Source organism: Streptomyces sp. NPDC001889 (genome assembly GCF_053594535.1).
Window position 1 is genome coordinate 1 of record NZ_JBSFER010000022.1, and the last position, 16,621, is coordinate 16,621.

The 16,621-nt window shown below is 72.2% G+C and carries 14 protein-coding genes; 10 read left to right on the plus strand and 4 right to left on the minus strand.

Annotated features, from left to right (window positions below; genetic code table 11):
* Window positions 1-275 precede the first annotated feature (275 nt).
* Window positions 276-914, plus strand: a complete 639-nt coding sequence (locus ACWCRA_RS24945; protein WP_451068652.1) for a LysE family translocator — start codon at window positions 276-278, stop codon at window positions 912-914.
* Between the two features lie 37 nt (window positions 915-951).
* Here the strand turns inward: ACWCRA_RS24945 and ACWCRA_RS24950 are convergent, their stop codons facing one another.
* Window positions 952-1,167 (minus strand): DUF4287 domain-containing protein, encoded by a 216-nt coding sequence (locus ACWCRA_RS24950; RefSeq protein WP_451068653.1) that lies wholly within the window; start codon window positions 1,165-1,167, stop codon window positions 952-954.
* A 371-nt stretch (window positions 1,168-1,538) separates the two neighbouring features.
* Between ACWCRA_RS24950 and ACWCRA_RS24955 the strand changes: the two genes are divergently transcribed.
* The 8 genes from ACWCRA_RS24955 to ACWCRA_RS24990 all read left to right on the plus strand — a co-directional run bounded on the left by ACWCRA_RS24955 (window position 1,539) and on the right by ACWCRA_RS24990 (window position 13,291).
* The gene (locus ACWCRA_RS24955; RefSeq protein WP_351557899.1) at window positions 1,539-3,338 is read left to right on the plus strand and encodes an ABC-F family ATP-binding cassette domain-containing protein; all 1,800 of its coding nucleotides are present in this window, start codon (window positions 1,539-1,541) and stop codon (window positions 3,336-3,338) included.
* 245 nt (window positions 3,339-3,583) lie between these two features.
* Window positions 3,584-5,611 (plus strand): outer membrane protein assembly factor BamB family protein, encoded by a 2,028-nt coding sequence (locus ACWCRA_RS24960; protein WP_451068654.1) that lies wholly within the window; start codon window positions 3,584-3,586, stop codon window positions 5,609-5,611.
* 91 nt (window positions 5,612-5,702) lie between these two features.
* Window positions 5,703-7,340, plus strand: coding sequence for an outer membrane protein assembly factor BamB family protein (locus ACWCRA_RS24965; protein WP_351557903.1), 1,638 nt, complete (start codon window positions 5,703-5,705; stop codon window positions 7,338-7,340).
* Between the two features lie 221 nt (window positions 7,341-7,561).
* On the plus strand, window positions 7,562-8,236 hold the full coding sequence (locus ACWCRA_RS24970) for a helix-turn-helix transcriptional regulator (protein WP_351557904.1): 675 nt from the start codon (window positions 7,562-7,564) through the stop codon (window positions 8,234-8,236).
* 847 nt (window positions 8,237-9,083) lie between these two features.
* Entirely contained in the window at window positions 9,084-10,127 is a 1,044-nt protein-coding gene (gene galT / locus ACWCRA_RS24975) for a galactose-1-phosphate uridylyltransferase (RefSeq protein WP_351557906.1), read from the plus strand.
* Window positions 10,124-11,107 carry a UDP-glucose 4-epimerase GalE gene (gene galE / locus ACWCRA_RS24980; RefSeq protein WP_351557908.1) on the plus strand — a complete coding sequence of 328 codons (984 nt, stop codon included), beginning with the start codon at window positions 10,124-10,126 and terminating at the stop codon, window positions 11,105-11,107. The genes galT and galE overlap by 4 nt, the downstream gene beginning before the upstream one ends.
* Entirely contained in the window at window positions 11,104-12,210 is a 1,107-nt protein-coding gene (galK, locus tag ACWCRA_RS24985) for a galactokinase (RefSeq protein WP_351557910.1), read from the plus strand. Before galE ends, galK begins: the two co-directional genes overlap by 4 nt.
* A gap of 304 nt (window positions 12,211-12,514) precedes the next feature.
* A complete protein-coding gene (locus ACWCRA_RS24990; protein ID WP_351557912.1) occupies window positions 12,515-13,291 on the plus strand; it encodes a response regulator transcription factor in 777 nt (258 codons plus the stop codon).
* Here the strand turns inward: ACWCRA_RS24990 and tamR are convergent.
* Complete coding sequence (gene tamR, locus ACWCRA_RS24995) at window positions 13,250-13,747, minus strand: MarR family transcriptional regulator TamR (protein ID WP_351557913.1); 498 nt, start codon at window positions 13,745-13,747, stop codon at window positions 13,250-13,252. The two genes, ACWCRA_RS24990 and tamR, sit on opposite strands and share 42 nt — an antisense overlap.
* Window positions 13,748-13,937: 190 nt before the next feature.
* Here tamR and ACWCRA_RS25000 point away from each other — a divergent pair, with 190 nt between their 5' ends.
* Complete coding sequence (locus tag ACWCRA_RS25000; RefSeq protein ID WP_351557915.1) at window positions 13,938-14,777, plus strand: trans-aconitate 2-methyltransferase; 840 nt, start codon at window positions 13,938-13,940, stop codon at window positions 14,775-14,777.
* 91 nt (window positions 14,778-14,868) lie between these two features.
* On the opposite strand, the gene ACWCRA_RS25005 is transcribed toward ACWCRA_RS25000, so the two are convergent.
* Both ACWCRA_RS25005 and ACWCRA_RS25010 read right to left on the minus strand, forming a co-directional pair.
* Window positions 14,869-15,546 carry a TetR/AcrR family transcriptional regulator gene (locus ACWCRA_RS25005; protein WP_351557937.1) on the minus strand — a complete coding sequence of 226 codons (678 nt, stop codon included), beginning with the start codon at window positions 15,544-15,546 and terminating at the stop codon, window positions 14,869-14,871.
* Entirely contained in the window at window positions 15,546-16,526 is a 981-nt protein-coding gene (locus tag ACWCRA_RS25010) for an acyl-CoA desaturase (RefSeq protein WP_351557916.1), read from the minus strand. The genes ACWCRA_RS25005 and ACWCRA_RS25010 overlap by 1 nt, the downstream gene beginning before the upstream one ends.
* Between the last annotated feature and the right edge of the window lie 95 nt (window positions 16,527-16,621).

Here is a 16,621-nt window from a genome sequence, read left to right on the forward strand (position 1 = left end):
CCGTGGATCGCGAGGCGGAGGAGGGAGCCCACGCGGAGCGTCGGCGACCGACGACAACGCGGCGAGGCGCGGTGCCGGGGCTCGCGAGCCCGGCAAGATCCGAAAGAGACGACCTGGACCGGGCGGCTGCCGGGGCTGCCGGGGCTGCCGGGGTTATCGGGGCTGCCGTCGCGGTCGGGGCGCGGGTCCGCGCGGTCCGGGGCGCGCTCGGGCCGTGCCCGGGCGTCCCTGAGTGATAACCGGTGCGGCAGGTCCCCGTGGTTACGATGGGCTTCATGGTGTCCACTGACCGGTTACTCGCCTTCTCGGCCATGTCGTTCCTGCTGATCGTGATCCCCGGCCCCAGCGTTCTCTTCGTGGTGGGCCGGGCGCTGGCGCAGGGCCGCCGGGCGGCCCTCACCACGGTCGTGGGGAACACCCTCGGCGCCTATGTGCTGGTCGTGGCGGTGGCACTCGGCGTCGGCGCGATCGTGGAGCGCTCGGTGCTCGTCTTCACGATGCTGAAGCTGGTGGGCGCCGCGTATCTGGTCTACCTGGGGGTCAAGGCGTACCGCCAACGCGGCGCGCTGCACGACTCCTTCAACGGCGACAACCCCCCGCGCGGCGGGATGCGCACCCTCTGGGAGGGCTTCGCGGTCGGTGTCGCCAACCCCAAGACCATAGTGTTCTTCGCCGCCGTGCTCCCGCAGTTCGTCGACCGCGGCGCGGGCAACGTGGTGGTCCAGATGCTGGTGCTCGGCCTGGTCTTCAACGCCATCGCGGTGGCCTGCGACAGCGTCTGGGGTCTCGCCGCTGCCACCGCCCGCACCTGGTTCGCCCGCTCCCCGCGCCGGCTCTCCCTGGTGGGAGGGGTCGGCGGAGTCACCATGATCGGCCTCGGCGTCACCATCGCCGCGACCGGCCACGGGGAGTAGGGAGTTTCTCCCGGATCGGGCCGGAACAGCACCGGGCTCACCTCCCCGTGTTCTCCCTGAGGGTGTGCGCGACCAGGGCGTTGGCGTGGCCATGGCCCATGCCGTGCTCGGTCTTCAGCCAGGTGACCAGCTCCATGTGCCTGCTCAGGGGCGAGGAGGAGATCAGCTCCTGCCACTCGGCTATGGGGCGGCCGTACTTCTTCTCGATGGCGGGGAAGTAGCTCGCGGGGCCCTGGGCGCTGTCGGTGCTCATGGTCACCAACGTAACCGAGGGGTATGACAACGGCCGGGGGTCCCGCTCCGCCCTCGCGGCGCTCGGGGCCACCCTCTGTCCGCTGGGTCTGCTGGGCCCGTCGGCGGCCGGTCCCGGCGGTCTGCTGGAGGGCCGCTCGGCGACCCTGACAGCGGTGCCGGTCACCGCCCCCGCCGCCGTGGCGACGGCCCTCGGCGGCTGGCCGCTCGTGGAGCGCGCCGGGCGCCGGCCCCGCCGCCGCCATCACCCCGGGTGCGCGGATGATTCCGTTCCGTGCCCGGTCGCGCGGCCGTTGTCCACAGGCGGATCTGCGGGTCGCGCCACCGCCGTACTCTGGGCATCGGACCGCGAACCCCCGGAGCAGGAGAAAAATGGCCGTCAATCTGGTCAATGTCGAGGCAGTCACCAAGGTGTACGGGACCCGTGCGCTGCTCGACGGTGTGTCCCTCGGCGTCTCCGAAGGGGACCGCATCGGCGTCGTGGGGCGCAACGGCGACGGGAAGACCACCCTGATCCGGCTGCTGGCGAAGCTGGAGGACCCCGACACCGGCCGGGTCACCCAGAGCGGCGGGCTCCGGCTCGGAGTGCTCACCCAGCACGACTCCCTCGACCCCGCGGCCACCGTGCGCCATGAGGTGATCGGCGATCTCGCCGACCACGAGTGGGCGGGGAACGCGAAGATCAGGGATGTCCTCACCGGCCTCTTCGGCGGTCTGGACCTCCCCGGCTTCCCCCAGGGCCTGGACACCGTGATCGCGCCGCTCTCCGGCGGTGAGCGCCGCCGGATCGCCCTCGCCAAGCTGCTCATCTCCGAGCAGGACCTGATCGTTCTGGACGAGCCCACCAACCACCTGGACGTCGAGGGCATCGCCTGGCTCGCCGAGCATCTGCGGGCCCGCCGCTCCGCGCTCGTCTGCGTCACCCACGACCGCTGGTTCCTGGACCAGGTCTGCACCCGCATGTGGGACGTCCAGCGCGGCGCTGTCTACGAGTACGAGGGCGGCTACAGCGACTATGTCTTCGCCCGCGCCGAGCGGGAGCGCATCGCCGCCACCGAGGAGTCCAAGCGGCAGAACCTGATGCGCAAGGAGCTGGCCTGGCTGCGCCGCGGCGCCCCCGCGCGCACCTCCAAGCCGCGCTACCGCATCGAGGCGGCCAATGAGCTGATCGCCGATGTGCCGCCGCCGCGCGACACCAGCGAGCTGATGAAGTTCGCCAACGCCCGCCTCGGCAAGACCGTCTTCGACACCGAGGACGTGACGGTCCAGGCCGGCCCCAAGGTGCTGCTGAAGCATCTGACCTGGCAGCTCGGCCCCGGCGACCGCATCGGCCTGGTGGGCGTCAACGGCGCGGGCAAGACCTCGCTGCTCCGCGCCCTCGCCGACGCGGCCCGCACCGCCGGTGAGACTCAGCCCGCGGCCGGCCGGATCACCGTCGGCAAGACGGTCCGGCTGGCCTATCTCTCCCAGGACGTGACGGAGCTGTCCGGCAGCCTCCGCGTGCTGGAGGCCGTCCAGCAGGTCCGCGACCGGGTCGACCTCGGCAAGGGCCGGGAGATGACCGCGGGCCAGCTCTGCGAGCAGTTCGGCTTCGGCAAGGAGAAGCAGTGGACTCCGCTCTCCGACCTCTCCGGCGGTGAGCGCCGCCGGCTCCAGATCCTGCGCCTGCTGATGGACGAGCCCAATGTCCTCTTCCTCGACGAGCCCACCAACGACCTGGACATCGAGACCCTGACCCAGCTGGAGGACCTCCTCGACGGCTGGCCCGGCTCCATGGTCGTGATCTCCCACGACCGGTTCTTCATCGAGCGCACCACGGACCGCACCTTCGCCCTCCTCGGCGACGCCACGCTCCGGATGCTCCCGCGCGGCATCGACGAGTACCTGGAACGCCGCCGCGCGATGATCGACGCCGCGACCCCCGCCGCCCCGGCCAGGCCGGCCGACCGGGCCAAGTCCGCCGGGGAGGCCCGCGCCGCCCAGAAGGAGCTGTCCCGCATCGAGCGCCGGCTCGACAAGCTCGCGGGGAACGAGACCAGGCTCCACGACCGGATCGCCGAGAACGCCACGGACTTCGAGAAGGTCGCGGAGCTGGACACCGAGCTGCGCGGGCTGGTCGCGGAGCGCGAGGAGCTGGAGATGCGCTGGCTGGAGCTGGCCGAGGAGTCCTAGGCACTCCCCGGAGGTCTTGTCACGGAGGCATGACGGGCCGGTTCCCCCTTGGGCACAGGGATGGACCGGCCCATGGCCGTAACTGATCCGAGTGATACAAAGAAGCCCCGCTCAGTGTCGTGCAGCACGCGGGATCGCTGTCCGAAAACGCTCCAGTCCGGGTCACGGCAGAGACGCCGACGCGCCCACCGGACACGCGGGGGAGGCCGGTTCGGACAGCGGCCCGTAGGAAAGGGGACGCGCTGATGTCTCAGCCGCCCAGCCAGCAACCGCCGGGAGGCTTCGGGGCTCCCCGGGACCAACAGCCGGATTCCCCGCCGGGCCCGCCGTCCGATCCCCGGCAGCCGTATCCGCCGCGGGACGCGTCCGGGCAGGGGATACCCCCGGCGCCGCCCCCGCCCCCGCAGGGCCCGCCGCCGGGCGCCCCGGGGCCCGCCGGGGCGCCGGGATACGGATTCCCGCAGCAGCCGGGACCCTACGGGCAGCCCGGCCCGTACGGGCAGCCCGGCCCGTACGGGCAGCAGGCGCCGCAGCCTCCGTACGGACAGTCGCAGCCGGGGCCGTACGGGCAGCCGCAGGCACCCCAGCCGTACGGGCAGCAGGCGCCGCAGCCGCCGTACGGACAGCAGCAGCCGGGGCCGTACGGGCAGCCCCAGCCGCCCCAGCCGTACGGGCAGCAGGCCCCGGGCCCGTACGGGCAGCAGCAGGTGTACGGCGGCTACCCGGGGCAGGACCAGGTCCGGGCCCAGTCCGCCCATCAGTACCCCGGTCCGCCGGTCCCGCCCGGCGGCGGCGGGGGCGGCGGCTTCTTCCGGGGGAAGCGGGGCGTGGTCATCGCCGTCGCCGTCGCCGGTCTGCTCGTCGTCGGCGGCGGGACCTATCTCGCGCTCAGCGGCGACGGCGCCTCCGGCAAGAAGAAGGACGTCGCCAAGAACGGCGACCGTGACCCGGCCGGCTCCCCGGACGCCGGCGGCGCCACCGGCGGGACGGACAGCGGCACGGACACCGGCGAGGACACCCGCCCCGGCGGCGCGGACGGCGAGCTGAACGCCGGGCGCAAGGACGGCGAGGCGAAGATATCCTTCGTCACCACCAACGACGTGGATCTCCCGCGCAACGGCGTCGACGCCTTCGGCCCCTGGGTCGTGGACGGCACCGTCGTCCGGGCCATGTACAAGCAGATCGTCGGCTACTCCGCCGAGGACGGCAGCAAGAAGTGGACCATCCCGGTCTCCACCGAGGTCTGCTCGGCCACCCTCCGGCCCAGCGACGACGGAAAGATCGTCGTCGGGGTCAAGGACGGCCACACGGAGAAGGCCGAGTGCCTCGATCTCCGGATGATCGACCTCAAGACCGGCAAGGCGGGGTGGAAGAAGACCCTGCGCACCGGCTCCGGCTTCAACTCCCTCACCGACTTCACGCTCACCATCAGCGGCGACACCCTGGGCGCGGCCGGCCTCGGCAACTCCTACGGCATCTCGATGGCCGACGGCAAGGAGCTCTTCAAGGGCCCGGCCACCGGCTGCAAGCCCTTCGCCTTCGCCGGCGGCCCCCGGCTGCTCGCCGCCGCCGGCTGCCCCACCAAGGACTGGAACAAGCCCAGGCAGCAGCTCCAGGAGATCGACCCCACCACCGGCAGGGCCAAGTGGACCTACAGCGCGCCGGAGGGCTGGGAGGTCGAGAAGGTCTTCTCGGCCGATCCGATCGTCGTCTCGATGAAGCAGTCCCGGGAGAAGAAGTGGGGTGTCATCGCGCTCAACGCGGACGGCACCGAGCGCTCCCGCATCCAGGGCGGCAAGGACAGGTTCCAGCCCCGCTGCGGCGGCTCGTTCGTCGTGATGGGGGAGAACCTGGAGGGCTGCATCGGGGTGGCCGCCGACCGGAACACCTTCTACATGGCCACCCAGTCCGCCAAGCCCGGCGGCGCCAACGAGGTCGTCGCCTTCGACCTCGGCAGCGGCAGGGCCAAGTGGCGCACCCCGTCCGGCGGTGACAGCACCATCATGCCGCTGCGCATGGAGGGCGGCGACGTCCTCGCCTACCGCGAGCCGACCTGGGACAAGGGCGGAGTGCTCGCCACCATCGCGCCCTCCGGCGGTGCGCCGAGGACCCTGCTGAAGTTCCAGGACGCCACCGCCCAGGCGGAGAGCACCTTCTACTCCTCGCGCATGGTCTACGACGGCGGGCGGTTCTTCATCGCCAGCGGCCGGGTCAGCGCCCGCAACGACGCGGAGGAGAAGGAGACGAAGACGATGATGGCGTTCACCAGGTGAGCGCAGCCCGGCCTCCGGCCCCGGTCCCGTCCCCGTCCCCGTCCCTTCGCCCGGTTCCCCGGGCCGAGTCCCCGCAGAGGTGCGCGACACCATGACGCAGCCGCCCCCGCCCCCGCCGCCCCACCAGCCCCCGCAGGGCGGCGGCTTCGGGCCGCCCCAGGACCCGCCCCCCGGCGGGTTCGGCGCCCCCGTCCCCCCGCCGCCGCAGGGGTACGGACCGCCCCCGCAGATGCCGTACGGCTACGGCCATCCGACCCCGGTCCCCGGGCCGGGGAAGAAGCTCGGCATCCAGGCACGGATCATCATCGCGGCGGCCGTCGCCGTGGTGCTGATCGTCGGCTCCGGTGTCTGGTTCGCCGCCTCGCGGGGGGACGGCGGCACCCGGGACGGCACCGGCAGCAGCGCGAGCGGCGGCAAGGAGCGGAAGGGGGAGCAGGAGGGGAAGAAGGGAGGCGGCGCGCCCGACGGTCCCGGCACCGAGAAGGTGCCCGCGGACACCGCCTCCCGGACCGCCTTCGCCCACCCCGAGCCCAAGGTCGAGGACATCACCTTCATCAAGGGCTCCTGGATCTCCGGGAAGACGTTCGTCAAGCCCGGCATCAACTCCGTCGTCGGCTTCGACGCCGACAGCGGCGCCACCGCGTGGACGCTCAAGCTCCCGGGCCAGGTCTGTGCCTCCTCCGCGCACCAGTCCGAGGACGGGAAGGCCGCGATCGTCTTCGAGGCCGCCAAGCGCACCGCGCCCCGTTTCTTCCAGCCCTGCACCGAGGTCGGCGTCGTCGACCTCGGCAGCGGGAAGCTGTTGTGGCGCGCCTCCGTCACCGGTGCCAGGAGCGGGGACGCGAAGGTGAAGTTCGCCGAGATCACACAGAGCGGCACCACGGTCGCCGCCGGCGGTCTGGAGGGCGGCGCCGCCTTCGACCTCGGCAGCGGCAAGGTCCTCTGGAAGCCCGGAGCCGACGCCGGCGAGTGCTACGACCGGGGGTACGGCGGCGGTCCCGCCCTGGTCGCGGTCCGCCGGTGCGGTCCGGTGGGCAGTTCGAGGACCGTCATCCAGGCGCTGAACCCCAAGGACGGCGCGCCCCTGTTCTCGTACCGGATGCCGGAGACGGTGGAGTACGCGAACGTGGTGTCCAGCAGCCCGCTGGTGGTGGCCGCCGATGTGGGCGACACCGCGGGGGTGTCCGGATTCTCGGACCTGTTCTCGCTGGACGGCAAGGGAGCGCTGCGGGCCAGGATTCCGGCCACCGGTGACGCCTATGAGGCCCGGTGCCGGGCGACCGAGGTGGAGAGCTGCAAGAAAATGGCCGTCGGCAATGGCCGGGTGTATCTCCCGACGGCCGCGCGGGAGAGTTCCTCGGGATTCGCCGACACCAATGAGATCGTCTCCTTCGATCTGGCCACCGGGAAGCCGACCAGCGACCGCGCGGACGCGGGCGCCCGGCATCTGCTGATGCCGGTGCGGATGGACGGCGGGAACCTGATCGCGTACAGGACACCGGCTCCCGACAGCGGCGGGCAGGTCGTGAGCATCGACGGGGCCACCTTCGAGCAGACCGTGCTGATGAAGAATTCGGATGAGCGTTCGTCGCGCGATCAGGAGATCGGCTTCACACTGGACAGCGACGAGATCGATTTCGAGAACGGGCGGCTCTTTCTGAGCGGTTCGCTGATGAGCAGGACCACGGTCAGCGATCAGCATCTGGTGGTGGGCTTCAGAACCGGGTGAATTACGTCGTTACCCGCCTTGGCCCGGCATTTCGGAGGTCTCGAAATGCCGGGCCAAGGTCATGTGTTGGTCATGACGTGGTCATAAGGAGCCCTGTCCAACCAACAATTGGGCATTCTGAGGGACTTCTGTCAAGTTTCTGACGCGCTCGTTCGAACAAGCGTGTAGCTTGCCGGGGCAAGGCCGGGTTGCATCAGCGGCGGGGGGATGGGGGTTGCTCGATGGGCGTGCGGCTCATGGTGGTCGATGACCACCGACTTCTCGCCGAGGCGCTCGCCTCGGCGCTGAAGCTGCGGGGGCACCGGGTGCTCGCCGCGGCGGCACCGGCGGCCGGTGCGGCCGATCTGGTGGTCAGCAGGGCGCCCGAGGTGTGTCTGCTCGGCACGGCGACTCCGGCGGAGCCGGGGACCTTCGACCCGGTGGTGAAGATCAAGCGGGAGCGGCCCCAGGTGGCCGTGGTGGTGCTGGGACCGGTGCCGAGCCCCCGGGGGATCGCCGCGGCCTTCGCGGCCGGCGCGTCCGGGTATGTGCGCCATGACGAGCGCATCGAGGGGGTGGAGCGGGCGATGATGAAGGCGCGGGCGGGCGAGGCGGTGGTGGCCCCCGCCCTCCTTCAGGGGGCGTTCGCGGAGCTGCTCAATCCGGTGGCGCAGCCGGATGACGAGGGGCAGAGGCTGTTGCAGCTGCTGACGCCTCGGGAGGTGGAGGTGCTGGTGAGGGTGGCGGAGGGGGAGGATACGCGGTTGATCGCGGCGGGGATGGGGATTGCGCCGAGTACGGCGCGGACGCATGTGCAGCGGGTGCTGATGAAGCTGGGGGTGGGGTCCCGTCTGGAGGCCGCCGCCCTGGCGGCCCGCACCGGCCTCCTGGACCGCGCGGCCCTCTCCCCCCACTAGCCCCTCGCGCCTCAATCGCCGGCGGGGCTGGTTGTGCCCGGGTTTCCGGCGGGGCCTGAGGTCAACCCCCGCGCACGGTTGACCCGGGCGGTCCCGCCCTGTCCGGGAAGCCTGAGCCCGGCCCCCGCGCCTGACGGGCGGCCCGAGCATTCTCAGCCCGCCCGGGAAACCCCAGCCCGTCCGGCGCTTGAGGACGGCTCCCGCGCCACGGGTGACCCGGGCGATCTCAGCCCGTCCGGCGTTTGAGGACGGACCCTGGTCCACAGGTTCCCGCATCCTGCGGGCCACGGTCGGGGGCCAGCCCCCGAACCCCCGCTCCTCAATCGCCGGAGGGGCTGGGGTGTGCTGCCTCAATCAGCCGGAGGGGCTGGTTTTCGTGCATCAGCTCGCTGGAGAGGCTGGGGTGGTGCGGGTCAGCCGTCGGGGGGCTGATGCATCTCAGCCCGTCTGCGGGCACCTCCCAGTGGCAGCTCTGGGGGAGTTTGAGGACAACCCCCGCGCCACGAGCGACCTGGGCAAACTCAGCCCGTCCGGCGCTTGAGGACGGACGACCCTGTGCCAGGGGGACCCCGCATCCCGCGAGATTCAGCCCGTCCGGCGCTTGAGGACGGACCCCGCGCCACGGGACCCCGCACCATCCGGGGCCCGGCCCCCAACCCCACCCCCCCCACCCCCCCGGAGGGCGAATCCTCCCGCCCTGGCGGTTCTCGCAGGCTTCGCGAGAAATTTCCGGTACATATGCAACGGAATGCCATCCACCGCGCCCCACCCCCTCCCATTGACGCTCCCTGTTGGCTTGTGTTTTGGTGTGTGCGCTTATGTTTGATGCGGTCGAGGGAGCATCACCATGAAGAAGACATCCACCCGGCTCGCCGACGGCCGCGAACTCCTCTACTACGACTCCCGCGACGACACCGTCCGCGACGCCGTCGACCTGCGCCCCCTCGACCCCCTCCCCCCCACCCCCGAGCTGCGCCGCGACCCCCTCCTCGGGGACACCGTCGCCATCGCCGCCCACCGGCAGAACCGCACCTACCAGCCGCCGGCCGGTGAGTGCCCGCTCTGTCCGTCGCGTGACGGGCGCCTCAGCGAGATCCCGGCCGACGACTACGACGTGGTCGTCTTCGAGAACCGCTTCCCCTCCCTCGCCGGGGACTCCGGCCGCTGCGAGGTCGTCTGCTTCACCTCCGACCACCACGCCTCCTTCGCCGACCTCGGCGAGGAGCAGGCCCAACTGGTCCTCGCCGCCTGGACCGACCGCACCGCCGAACTCGCCGGGCTGCCCCAGGTCGAGCAGGTGTTCTGCTTCGAGAACCGGGGCGCCGAGATCGGCGTCACCCTCGGCCATCCGCACGGGCAGATCTACGCGTACCCCTTCGTCACCCCGCGCACCGCGCTGATGCTGCGCTCGGCCGCCGCCCACCGCGAGCGCACCGGCGGCAACCTCTTCGACGAGGTCGTCGCGGCCGAGCTGGCCGGCGGCGAGCGGGTGGTGCTCGCCACCGGCCACTGGGTGGCCTTCGTCCCGTACGCCGCCCACTGGCCCTACGAGATCCATCTCCACCCCCGCCGGCGGGTGCCCGATCTGCGCGGCCTCGACGCCGCCGCGCGGGCCGAGTTCCCCCGGGTCTATCTGGAGCTGCTGAAGCGGTTCGACCGTGTCTTCGGGGAGGCCGAGCCGCCCACCCCGTATGTCTCCGCCTGGCACCAGGCCCCCTTCCGGGCGGCGGGCCGCGACGATTTCGCGCTCCATCTTGAGCTTTTCACCATTCGCCGTACTCCCGGCAAGCTCAAGTTTCTCGCCGGTTCCGAGTCCGGTATGAGCGTGTTCATCAACGATGTGCCGCCGGAGGCCGCGGCCCGACGACTGCGAGAGGCAGCGAGCGAATGAACAAGTACCTGGTGACGGGCGGCGCCGGATACATCGGCGGGGTGGTGGCGCGCCATCTGCTGGAGGCCGGCCACCGGGTGGTGGTCCTGGACAATCTCTCCACGGGATTCCGGGATTCCGTGCCGCCGGGCGCTGAGTTCATCGAGGGCGATATCCGCGACGCCGCGCAATGGCTCGAACCCGGATATGACGCGGTGCTCCACTTCGCCGCGTACTCCCAGGTCGGCGAGTCCGTGGCGAAGCCGGAGAAATACTGGGACAACAACGCGGGCGGCACGATGGCGCTGCTCGCGGCCATGCGGACCGCCGGGGTCCGCCGGCTGGTCTTCTCCTCCACGGCCGCCGCCTACGGCGAACCGGCCCGTACCCCCGTCACCGAGTCCGACCCGGCCGCCCCCACCAGTCCCTATGGCGCGTCCAAGCTCGCCGTCGACCATATGATCACCGGCGAGGCGGCGGCCCACGGCCTCGCGGCGGTCTCCCTGCGGTACTTCAACGTCGCGGGGGCCTACGGCGGCCAGGGCGAGCGCCACGACCCCGAGACCCATCTCATCCCGCTGCTCCTGGAGGTCGCGCTCGGCCGCCGCGCGTCGATCTCGGTGTACGGGGACGACTACCCCACGCCCGACGGCACCTGCGTCCGCGACTACATCCATGTCGCCGACCTCGCCGAGGCCCATCTGCTGGCCCTGGCGGCGGCGGCCGAGGGCGAGCATCTGATCTGCAATCTCGGCAACGGCGACGGCTTCTCGGTGCGGGAGGTCATCGAGGCGGTCCGGCACATCACCGGGCACCCCGTGCCGCAGTCGCTCGCCCCCCGCCGGCCCGGCGATCCGGCGGTGCTGGTGGCCTCGTCCGCCGTCGCCCGGGAGCGGCTCGGCTGGCGGCCCGCCCGCCCGGGGCTCACCGGGATCGTCACGGACGCCTGGGAGTTCGCCCGGGAGCGGTCCGCCGCGCGCTCCGTGGCGCGGTCCGTATGAGCGGGGGCGTGTGGGCGGCGCCCGGCCGGGTCAATCTGATCGGGGAGCACACCGACTACAACGACGGCCTGGTGATGCCCTTCGCGCTGCCGCTGACGGTGGTGGCGACGGCGGAGCGGCGCGACGACGGGGTGCTGCGGCTCGTGTCGGCGGACGCCGCCGGCGGTCCGGTGCTGCTGCGGGTCGGCGAACTCGCGCCGGGGCACGGCCCGCGCGGCTGGACCGACTACCCGGCCGGGGTCCTCTGGGCGCTGCGCGAGGCGGGCCACCGCGTCGGCGGCGCGGATCTGCGCTACGAGTCGACGCTCCCGGCGGGCGCCGGGCTCTCCTCCTCGGCCGCGCTGGAGGTGGTGACCGCGCTGGCCCTCGACGAGCTGTACGGTCTCGGCCTGGAGCGGCAGGAGCTGGCGCTGCTCTGCCGCCGCGCGGAGAACGCCTACGCGGGCGCGCCCACCGGGATCATGGACCAGACGGCGTCCGCGTGCTGCACCGAGGGGCATGCGCTGTATCTGGACACCCGGAACCTCTCCCACCGGCACATCCCGCTGGATCTCGCGGCGCACGGTCTCGCCCTGCTGCTGGTCGACACCGGGGTGAGGCACGCGCACAGCGCGGGGGAGTACGGCAGGCGCCGCGCGGGCTGTGAGACGGCGGCCCGGGAGCTGGGGGTGCGGGCCCTGCGGGACATTCCGTATCCGGGTCTCGCCGAGGCGCTGGGCCGGCTCGCGGACCCGGGGCTGCGGGCGCTGGTGCGGCATGTGGTCACGGAGAACGAGCGGGTGGAGCGGGTGCGGACGGCGCTGGAGACGGGGGAGGCCCGGGCGGTCGGCCCGGTCCTCACCGAGGGCCATGCCTCCCTGCGCGACGACTTCCGGGTCTCCTGCCCGGAGCTGGACCTCGCGGTGGAGTCCGCGCTGACCGCCGGGGCACTCGGCGCCCGGCTGACCGGCGGTGGCTTCGGGGGGTCGGCGATCGTGCTCGTCGAGGCCCCGGAGAGCGACGCGGTGGCCGAGTCCGTGGCGTCGGCGTTTGCGGAGGCGAGTTTTCCCAGGCCGAAAATCTTCGGTGCGGTGGCGGCGCCGGGAGCGCGCCGGATCGTATGACCGGGACCCGTGCGACCTGCACGCGGTCCGCGAATCCCGGTCGAATTGTGTCCCATTACGAAACATCAGGCACACCCTGAACACCACGGCCAATCAGTTCTGCAAATAGCCTTCCCCTCCCGGCCCCCGCCCGTACTCTGATGCTCAGCGCCGGTGGGGGCCGGTGTTGATCAGGGGGCGAGAACCGTCGGGTACGACGCCCGGGGCGGGGTACCAGTCACAGCACGGCGGCGGCCGGGCGGTGAGGTGTCCCTCTCCCGGGCGGCGTGCCCGCGCCGTCCGCCCTCCGAGCCAGGGGGTGTCTGTGGTCCGTATCCGGGTCCTGGTGGTGGATGACCACCGAATCTTCGCCGAGTCGCTCGCAGCCGCTCTCGCGGCCGAGCCCGACGTCGACGTCGCGGCGGCGGGCAGTGGTCCCGCCGCGCTCCGATGTCTGGAGCGGGGCGCGGCCGACAGCCGCGCCTTCGACGTCATGCTCGTCGACGCCGATCTCGGCACCGGCCTGGGGCAGGGGGGCCGGGCGCCCATAGCCCGGGCCGTCTCCGACGACGGCGACGACGGCCTCGTCGACGGGATCTCCCTGGTCGCCGGGGTGCGCTCCGGGCACCCCGGGGTCCATACCGTCGTCCTCGCCGAGAAGGACGATCCGCGCCGGGCCGCGCTCGCCCTCCAGGCGGGGGCCTCCGGCTGGGTCGCCAAGGACTGCTCGCTCCAGCGGCTGCTCGCCGTGATCCGGGGGGTGCTGCGGGAGGAGACCCATCTGCCGCCCGCGCTGCTCACCGGCGTACTGCGGGAGCTGACCGCCGCGCGCAAGCACCGTACGGAGAGCGAGCGGCTGGTGGAGTCGCTGACCCCGCGCGAGCGGGAGGTGCTCCGGTGCATGGTGGCGGGACTGGGGCGCAAGGCGGTCGCCGAGCGCCTCTTCCTCTCCCCGCACACCGTCCGCACCCATATGCAGAATGTGCTGGGCAAGCTCGGGGTGCACTCCACGCTCGCGGCGGTGGCGCTCGCGAGACGGGCGGGTGTCGGCCCGGCCGAGCTAACCGGGAATGTTGTCGAACGGGGCGGTCAGCTGGCGTAGCAGGGCGGCCAGCTCGGCCCGCTGGGCCCGGGACAGCTCGGAGAGGATCGCCCGCTCCTGCTCCAGCAGACCGGCCAGCGCCTGGTCCGCGCGGTCGCGGCCCTCGGCGGTCAGCCGCACCAGCACCCCGCGCCGGTCGCTGGGGTCGGGCAGCCGCTCCACCAGGCCCTTCTTGGCGAGCCGGTCGATCCGGTTGGTCATGGTGCCCGAGGTGACCAGCGTCTGGGTGAGCAGTTGTCCCGGTGAGAGCTGATACGGGTCCCCGGCGCGGCGCAGCGAGGTCAGCACATCGAACTCCCAGGGTTCGAGCTGATGCTCGGAGAAGGCGAGCCGCCGGGCCCGGTCCAGATGCCGGGCGAGTCTGGAGACGCGGCTGAGCACCTCCAGCGGTTCCACGTCGAGGTCAGGGCGCTCGCGGCGCCAAGCTGCGACCAGTCGATCGACCTCGTCCTCCATGGCGATCAGTGTAGAGGGTCTGTCGACATGAAGTCTCTTGACGTCAAGATATGACCTGCCCCAGGATGGCCGGAGAGGGGCCGGGACACCTGGTTCCGCCGCTTCTGTGCCGTATCCGCCCGGGCCCGCCGGGGTTCCCGCAGAGATGCCGGGAGACTCCGGGGTCCCCTCCGCAAGGGGCTCGTCACCCATGCTCTCCGCAGAGAACTCACCCGTCTGGGACCCCCGGCAGTATCTGCGCCACGCGGGCCACCGCACCCGCCCGTTCCTCGACCTCCTCGCCCGCGTCCCCGCGCCGCCGCGCGGGGAGGACGGCGGCGGCCCCCGGATCGCCGACCTCGGCTGCGGCGCGGGCAATGTCACCGCGCTGCTCGCGGAGCGCTGGCCCACGGCCGTGATCACCGGCTTCGACAACTCCCCGGAGATGCTCGCCCGCGCCGGGAAGGAGCACGCGGGCCCCACCCCGGGCGGCGGCAGCCTCGGCTTCCGGACGGCGGACGCCGCCCACTGGACCCCGGACGAGCCGTACGGCCTGATCGTCTCGAACGCCCTCTTCCACTGGGTGCCCGGCCACGCCGACTCCTTCGACCGCTGGATCGGCGCTCTCGCCCCCGGCGGCACCTTCGCCTTCCAGGTCCCGGGGAACTTCGCCGCCCCCAGCCACACCCTGCTCACCGAGGTCTGCGCGTCCCCGCGCTGGCGCGACCGGCTCGGCGGCGACCAGGGGCGCTCCCACACCCTGGACCCGGCCGAGTATCTGCGCCGGCTCACCGGCCCGGGACGCGTGGTGGATGTCTGGGAGACCACCTATCTCCAGCTGCTCACCGGCGACGACCCCGTCCTGGACTGGGTCAAGGGGACCAGCCTGCGGCCGGTGCTCACCGCCCTGGACGGCGATCCGGCGGCCCTGTCGGCGTTCCTGGAGGAGTACGGCGCGCTGCTGCGGGCCGCCTATCCGGCCGGCCCGCACGGCACCGTCTACCCCTTCCGGCGGATCTTCGCCGTCGTCCGCACGACGACGGCCGGCTGACGACCGCCGGCTGACGACGGCCGGCTGACGGCCCACCGGAGCCCGGGTCCGGGTCCGGGTCCGCCCGGGACCCGGGCCGTCCGGGCCGGGTTCAGTTCTTGCGGTGGCCTATCAGCCGGGGCCTCGGCTCCAGACCGTCCAGCCCGTGCCACGCCAGATTCACCAGATGCGCCGCGACCTCCGCCTTCTTCGGGCGGCGGGCGTCCAGCCACCACTGGCCGGTCAGCGCCACCATCCCCACCAGCGCCTGCGCGTACAGCGGCGCCAGCTTCTGGTCGAAGCCCCGGTTCTTGAACTCCATCCCGAGGATGTCCTCGACCTGCGTGGCGATATCGCTGATCAGCGAGGCGAACGTGCCCGTGGACTGGGCCACGGGGGAGTCCCGCACCAGAATGCGGAAGCCGTCCGTGTACCGCTCGATGTAGTCCAGGAGGGCGAAGGCCGCCTGCTCCAGCAGCTCACGCGGATGGCCCGCCGTGAGCGCGCCCGTCACCATGTCCAGCAACTGGCGCATCTCGCGGTCGACCACCACCGCGTACAGCCCCTCCTTGCCGCCGAAGTGCTCGTACACCACCGGCTTGGAGACTCCGGCCTTCGCCGCGATCTCCTCCACCGACGTGCCCTCGAAGCCCTTGTCCGCGAAGAGGGTCCGGCCGATGTCCAGCAACTGCTCGCGGCGCTCCGCGCCGGTCATCCGCACCCGGCGCGTCCGCCGGCTGGACCGGTTCTTCTCCGTACCACTGCTGCCGTCGGTCGCCACGTCCTCCATCATGCCGTGTCGGCGGCGGGACCGGTGCGGCGGGCATCGATCCGGGAAGCGCTGGGCCAGCGGACGTCGTACGCCCAGCCCAGCCGCTCGAACCAGCGGATCAGCCGCGCGCTGGAGTCCACCTGGCCGCGCAGCACACCGTGCCGCGCGCTCGTCGGGTCCGCGTGGTGGAGGTTGTGCCAGGACTCACCGCACGAGAGCACCGCGAGCCACCACACATTGCCCGAGCGGTCGCGCGACTTGAACGGGCGCCTGCCGACCGCGTGGCAGATGGAATTGATCGACCAGGTCACATGGTGCAGCAGGGCCACCCGCACCAGGGAGCCCCAGAAGAACGCGGTGAACGCGCCCCACCACGACATCGTCACCAGACCGCCCACCAGCGGCGGGATCAGCAGCGACACCAGCGTCCACCACACGAAGTCGCGGGAGATCCGGCGCAGCGCCGGGTCCTTGATCAGATCCGGGGCGTACTTGTGCTGAGGGGTCTGCTCCTCGTCGAACAGCCAGCCGATATGGGCCCACCAGAGCCCCTTCATCAGCGCGGGCAGCGACTCGCCGAACCGCCAGGGCGAGTGGGGGTCGCCCTCCGCGTCCGAGAACTTGTGGTGCTTGCGGTGATCGGCCACCCAGCGCACCAGGGGGCCCTCCACCGCCAGCGACCCCGCGACGGCCAGCGCGATCCGCAGCGGGCGCTTCGCCTTGAAGGAACCATGGGTGAAGTACCGGTGGAAGCCGATGGTGATGCCGTGGCAGCCGATGAAGTACATCGCCACGAGCAGGCCGAGGTCCAGCCAGCTGACCCCCCGGCCCCAGGCCAGCGGAACCGCCGCGGCCAGGGCGAGGAAGGGCACCGTGATGAACAGCAGCAGCGCGATCTGCTCGACCGAACGCTTGCTGTCCCCGCCGAGTGTCGCCGAGGGGAGTCCGGCCGGGGCCGACTCCGGGGCGCCGTCCATCAGGTCGGGGCTTGTTGTCATAGTGAGGTCCCCTGGGGGGTGAGGGAGAGATGATCACGAGAGGCTACGCATGCGTAACCTACGGCGACGTAAGTATGTCAGCGCGCGGCCCCACG

Excerpts from the sequence above, each read along its gene's own strand:
- ACWCRA_RS24960 (WP_451068654.1), top strand. The coding sequence starts at position 3,584 with ATGTCTCAGCCGCCCAGCCAGCAACCGCCGGGAGGCTTCGGGGCTCCC.
- ACWCRA_RS25010 (WP_351557916.1), bottom strand. The coding sequence starts at position 16,526 with ATGACAACAAGCCCCGACCTGATGGACGGCGCCCCGGAGTCGGCCCCG.
- ACWCRA_RS24945 (WP_451068652.1), top strand. The coding sequence starts at position 276 with ATGGTGTCCACTGACCGGTTACTCGCCTTCTCGGCCATGTCGTTCCTG.
- galK (WP_351557910.1), top strand. The coding sequence starts at position 11,104 with ATGAGCGGGGGCGTGTGGGCGGCGCCCGGCCGGGTCAATCTGATCGGG.
- ACWCRA_RS24955 (WP_351557899.1), top strand. The coding sequence starts at position 1,539 with ATGGCCGTCAATCTGGTCAATGTCGAGGCAGTCACCAAGGTGTACGGG.
- ACWCRA_RS24970 (WP_351557904.1), top strand. The coding sequence starts at position 7,562 with ATGGGCGTGCGGCTCATGGTGGTCGATGACCACCGACTTCTCGCCGAG.
- ACWCRA_RS25000 (WP_351557915.1), top strand. The coding sequence starts at position 13,938 with ATGCTCTCCGCAGAGAACTCACCCGTCTGGGACCCCCGGCAGTATCTG.
- galT (WP_351557906.1), top strand. The coding sequence starts at position 9,084 with ATGAAGAAGACATCCACCCGGCTCGCCGACGGCCGCGAACTCCTCTAC.
- ACWCRA_RS24965 (WP_351557903.1), top strand. The coding sequence starts at position 5,703 with ATGACGCAGCCGCCCCCGCCCCCGCCGCCCCACCAGCCCCCGCAGGGC.
- ACWCRA_RS24950 (WP_451068653.1), bottom strand. The coding sequence starts at position 1,167 with ATGAGCACCGACAGCGCCCAGGGCCCCGCGAGCTACTTCCCCGCCATC.
- tamR (WP_351557913.1), bottom strand. The coding sequence starts at position 13,747 with ATGGAGGACGAGGTCGATCGACTGGTCGCAGCTTGGCGCCGCGAGCGC.
- galE (WP_351557908.1), top strand. The coding sequence starts at position 10,124 with ATGAACAAGTACCTGGTGACGGGCGGCGCCGGATACATCGGCGGGGTG.
- ACWCRA_RS25005 (WP_351557937.1), bottom strand. The coding sequence starts at position 15,546 with ATGGAGGACGTGGCGACCGACGGCAGCAGTGGTACGGAGAAGAACCGG.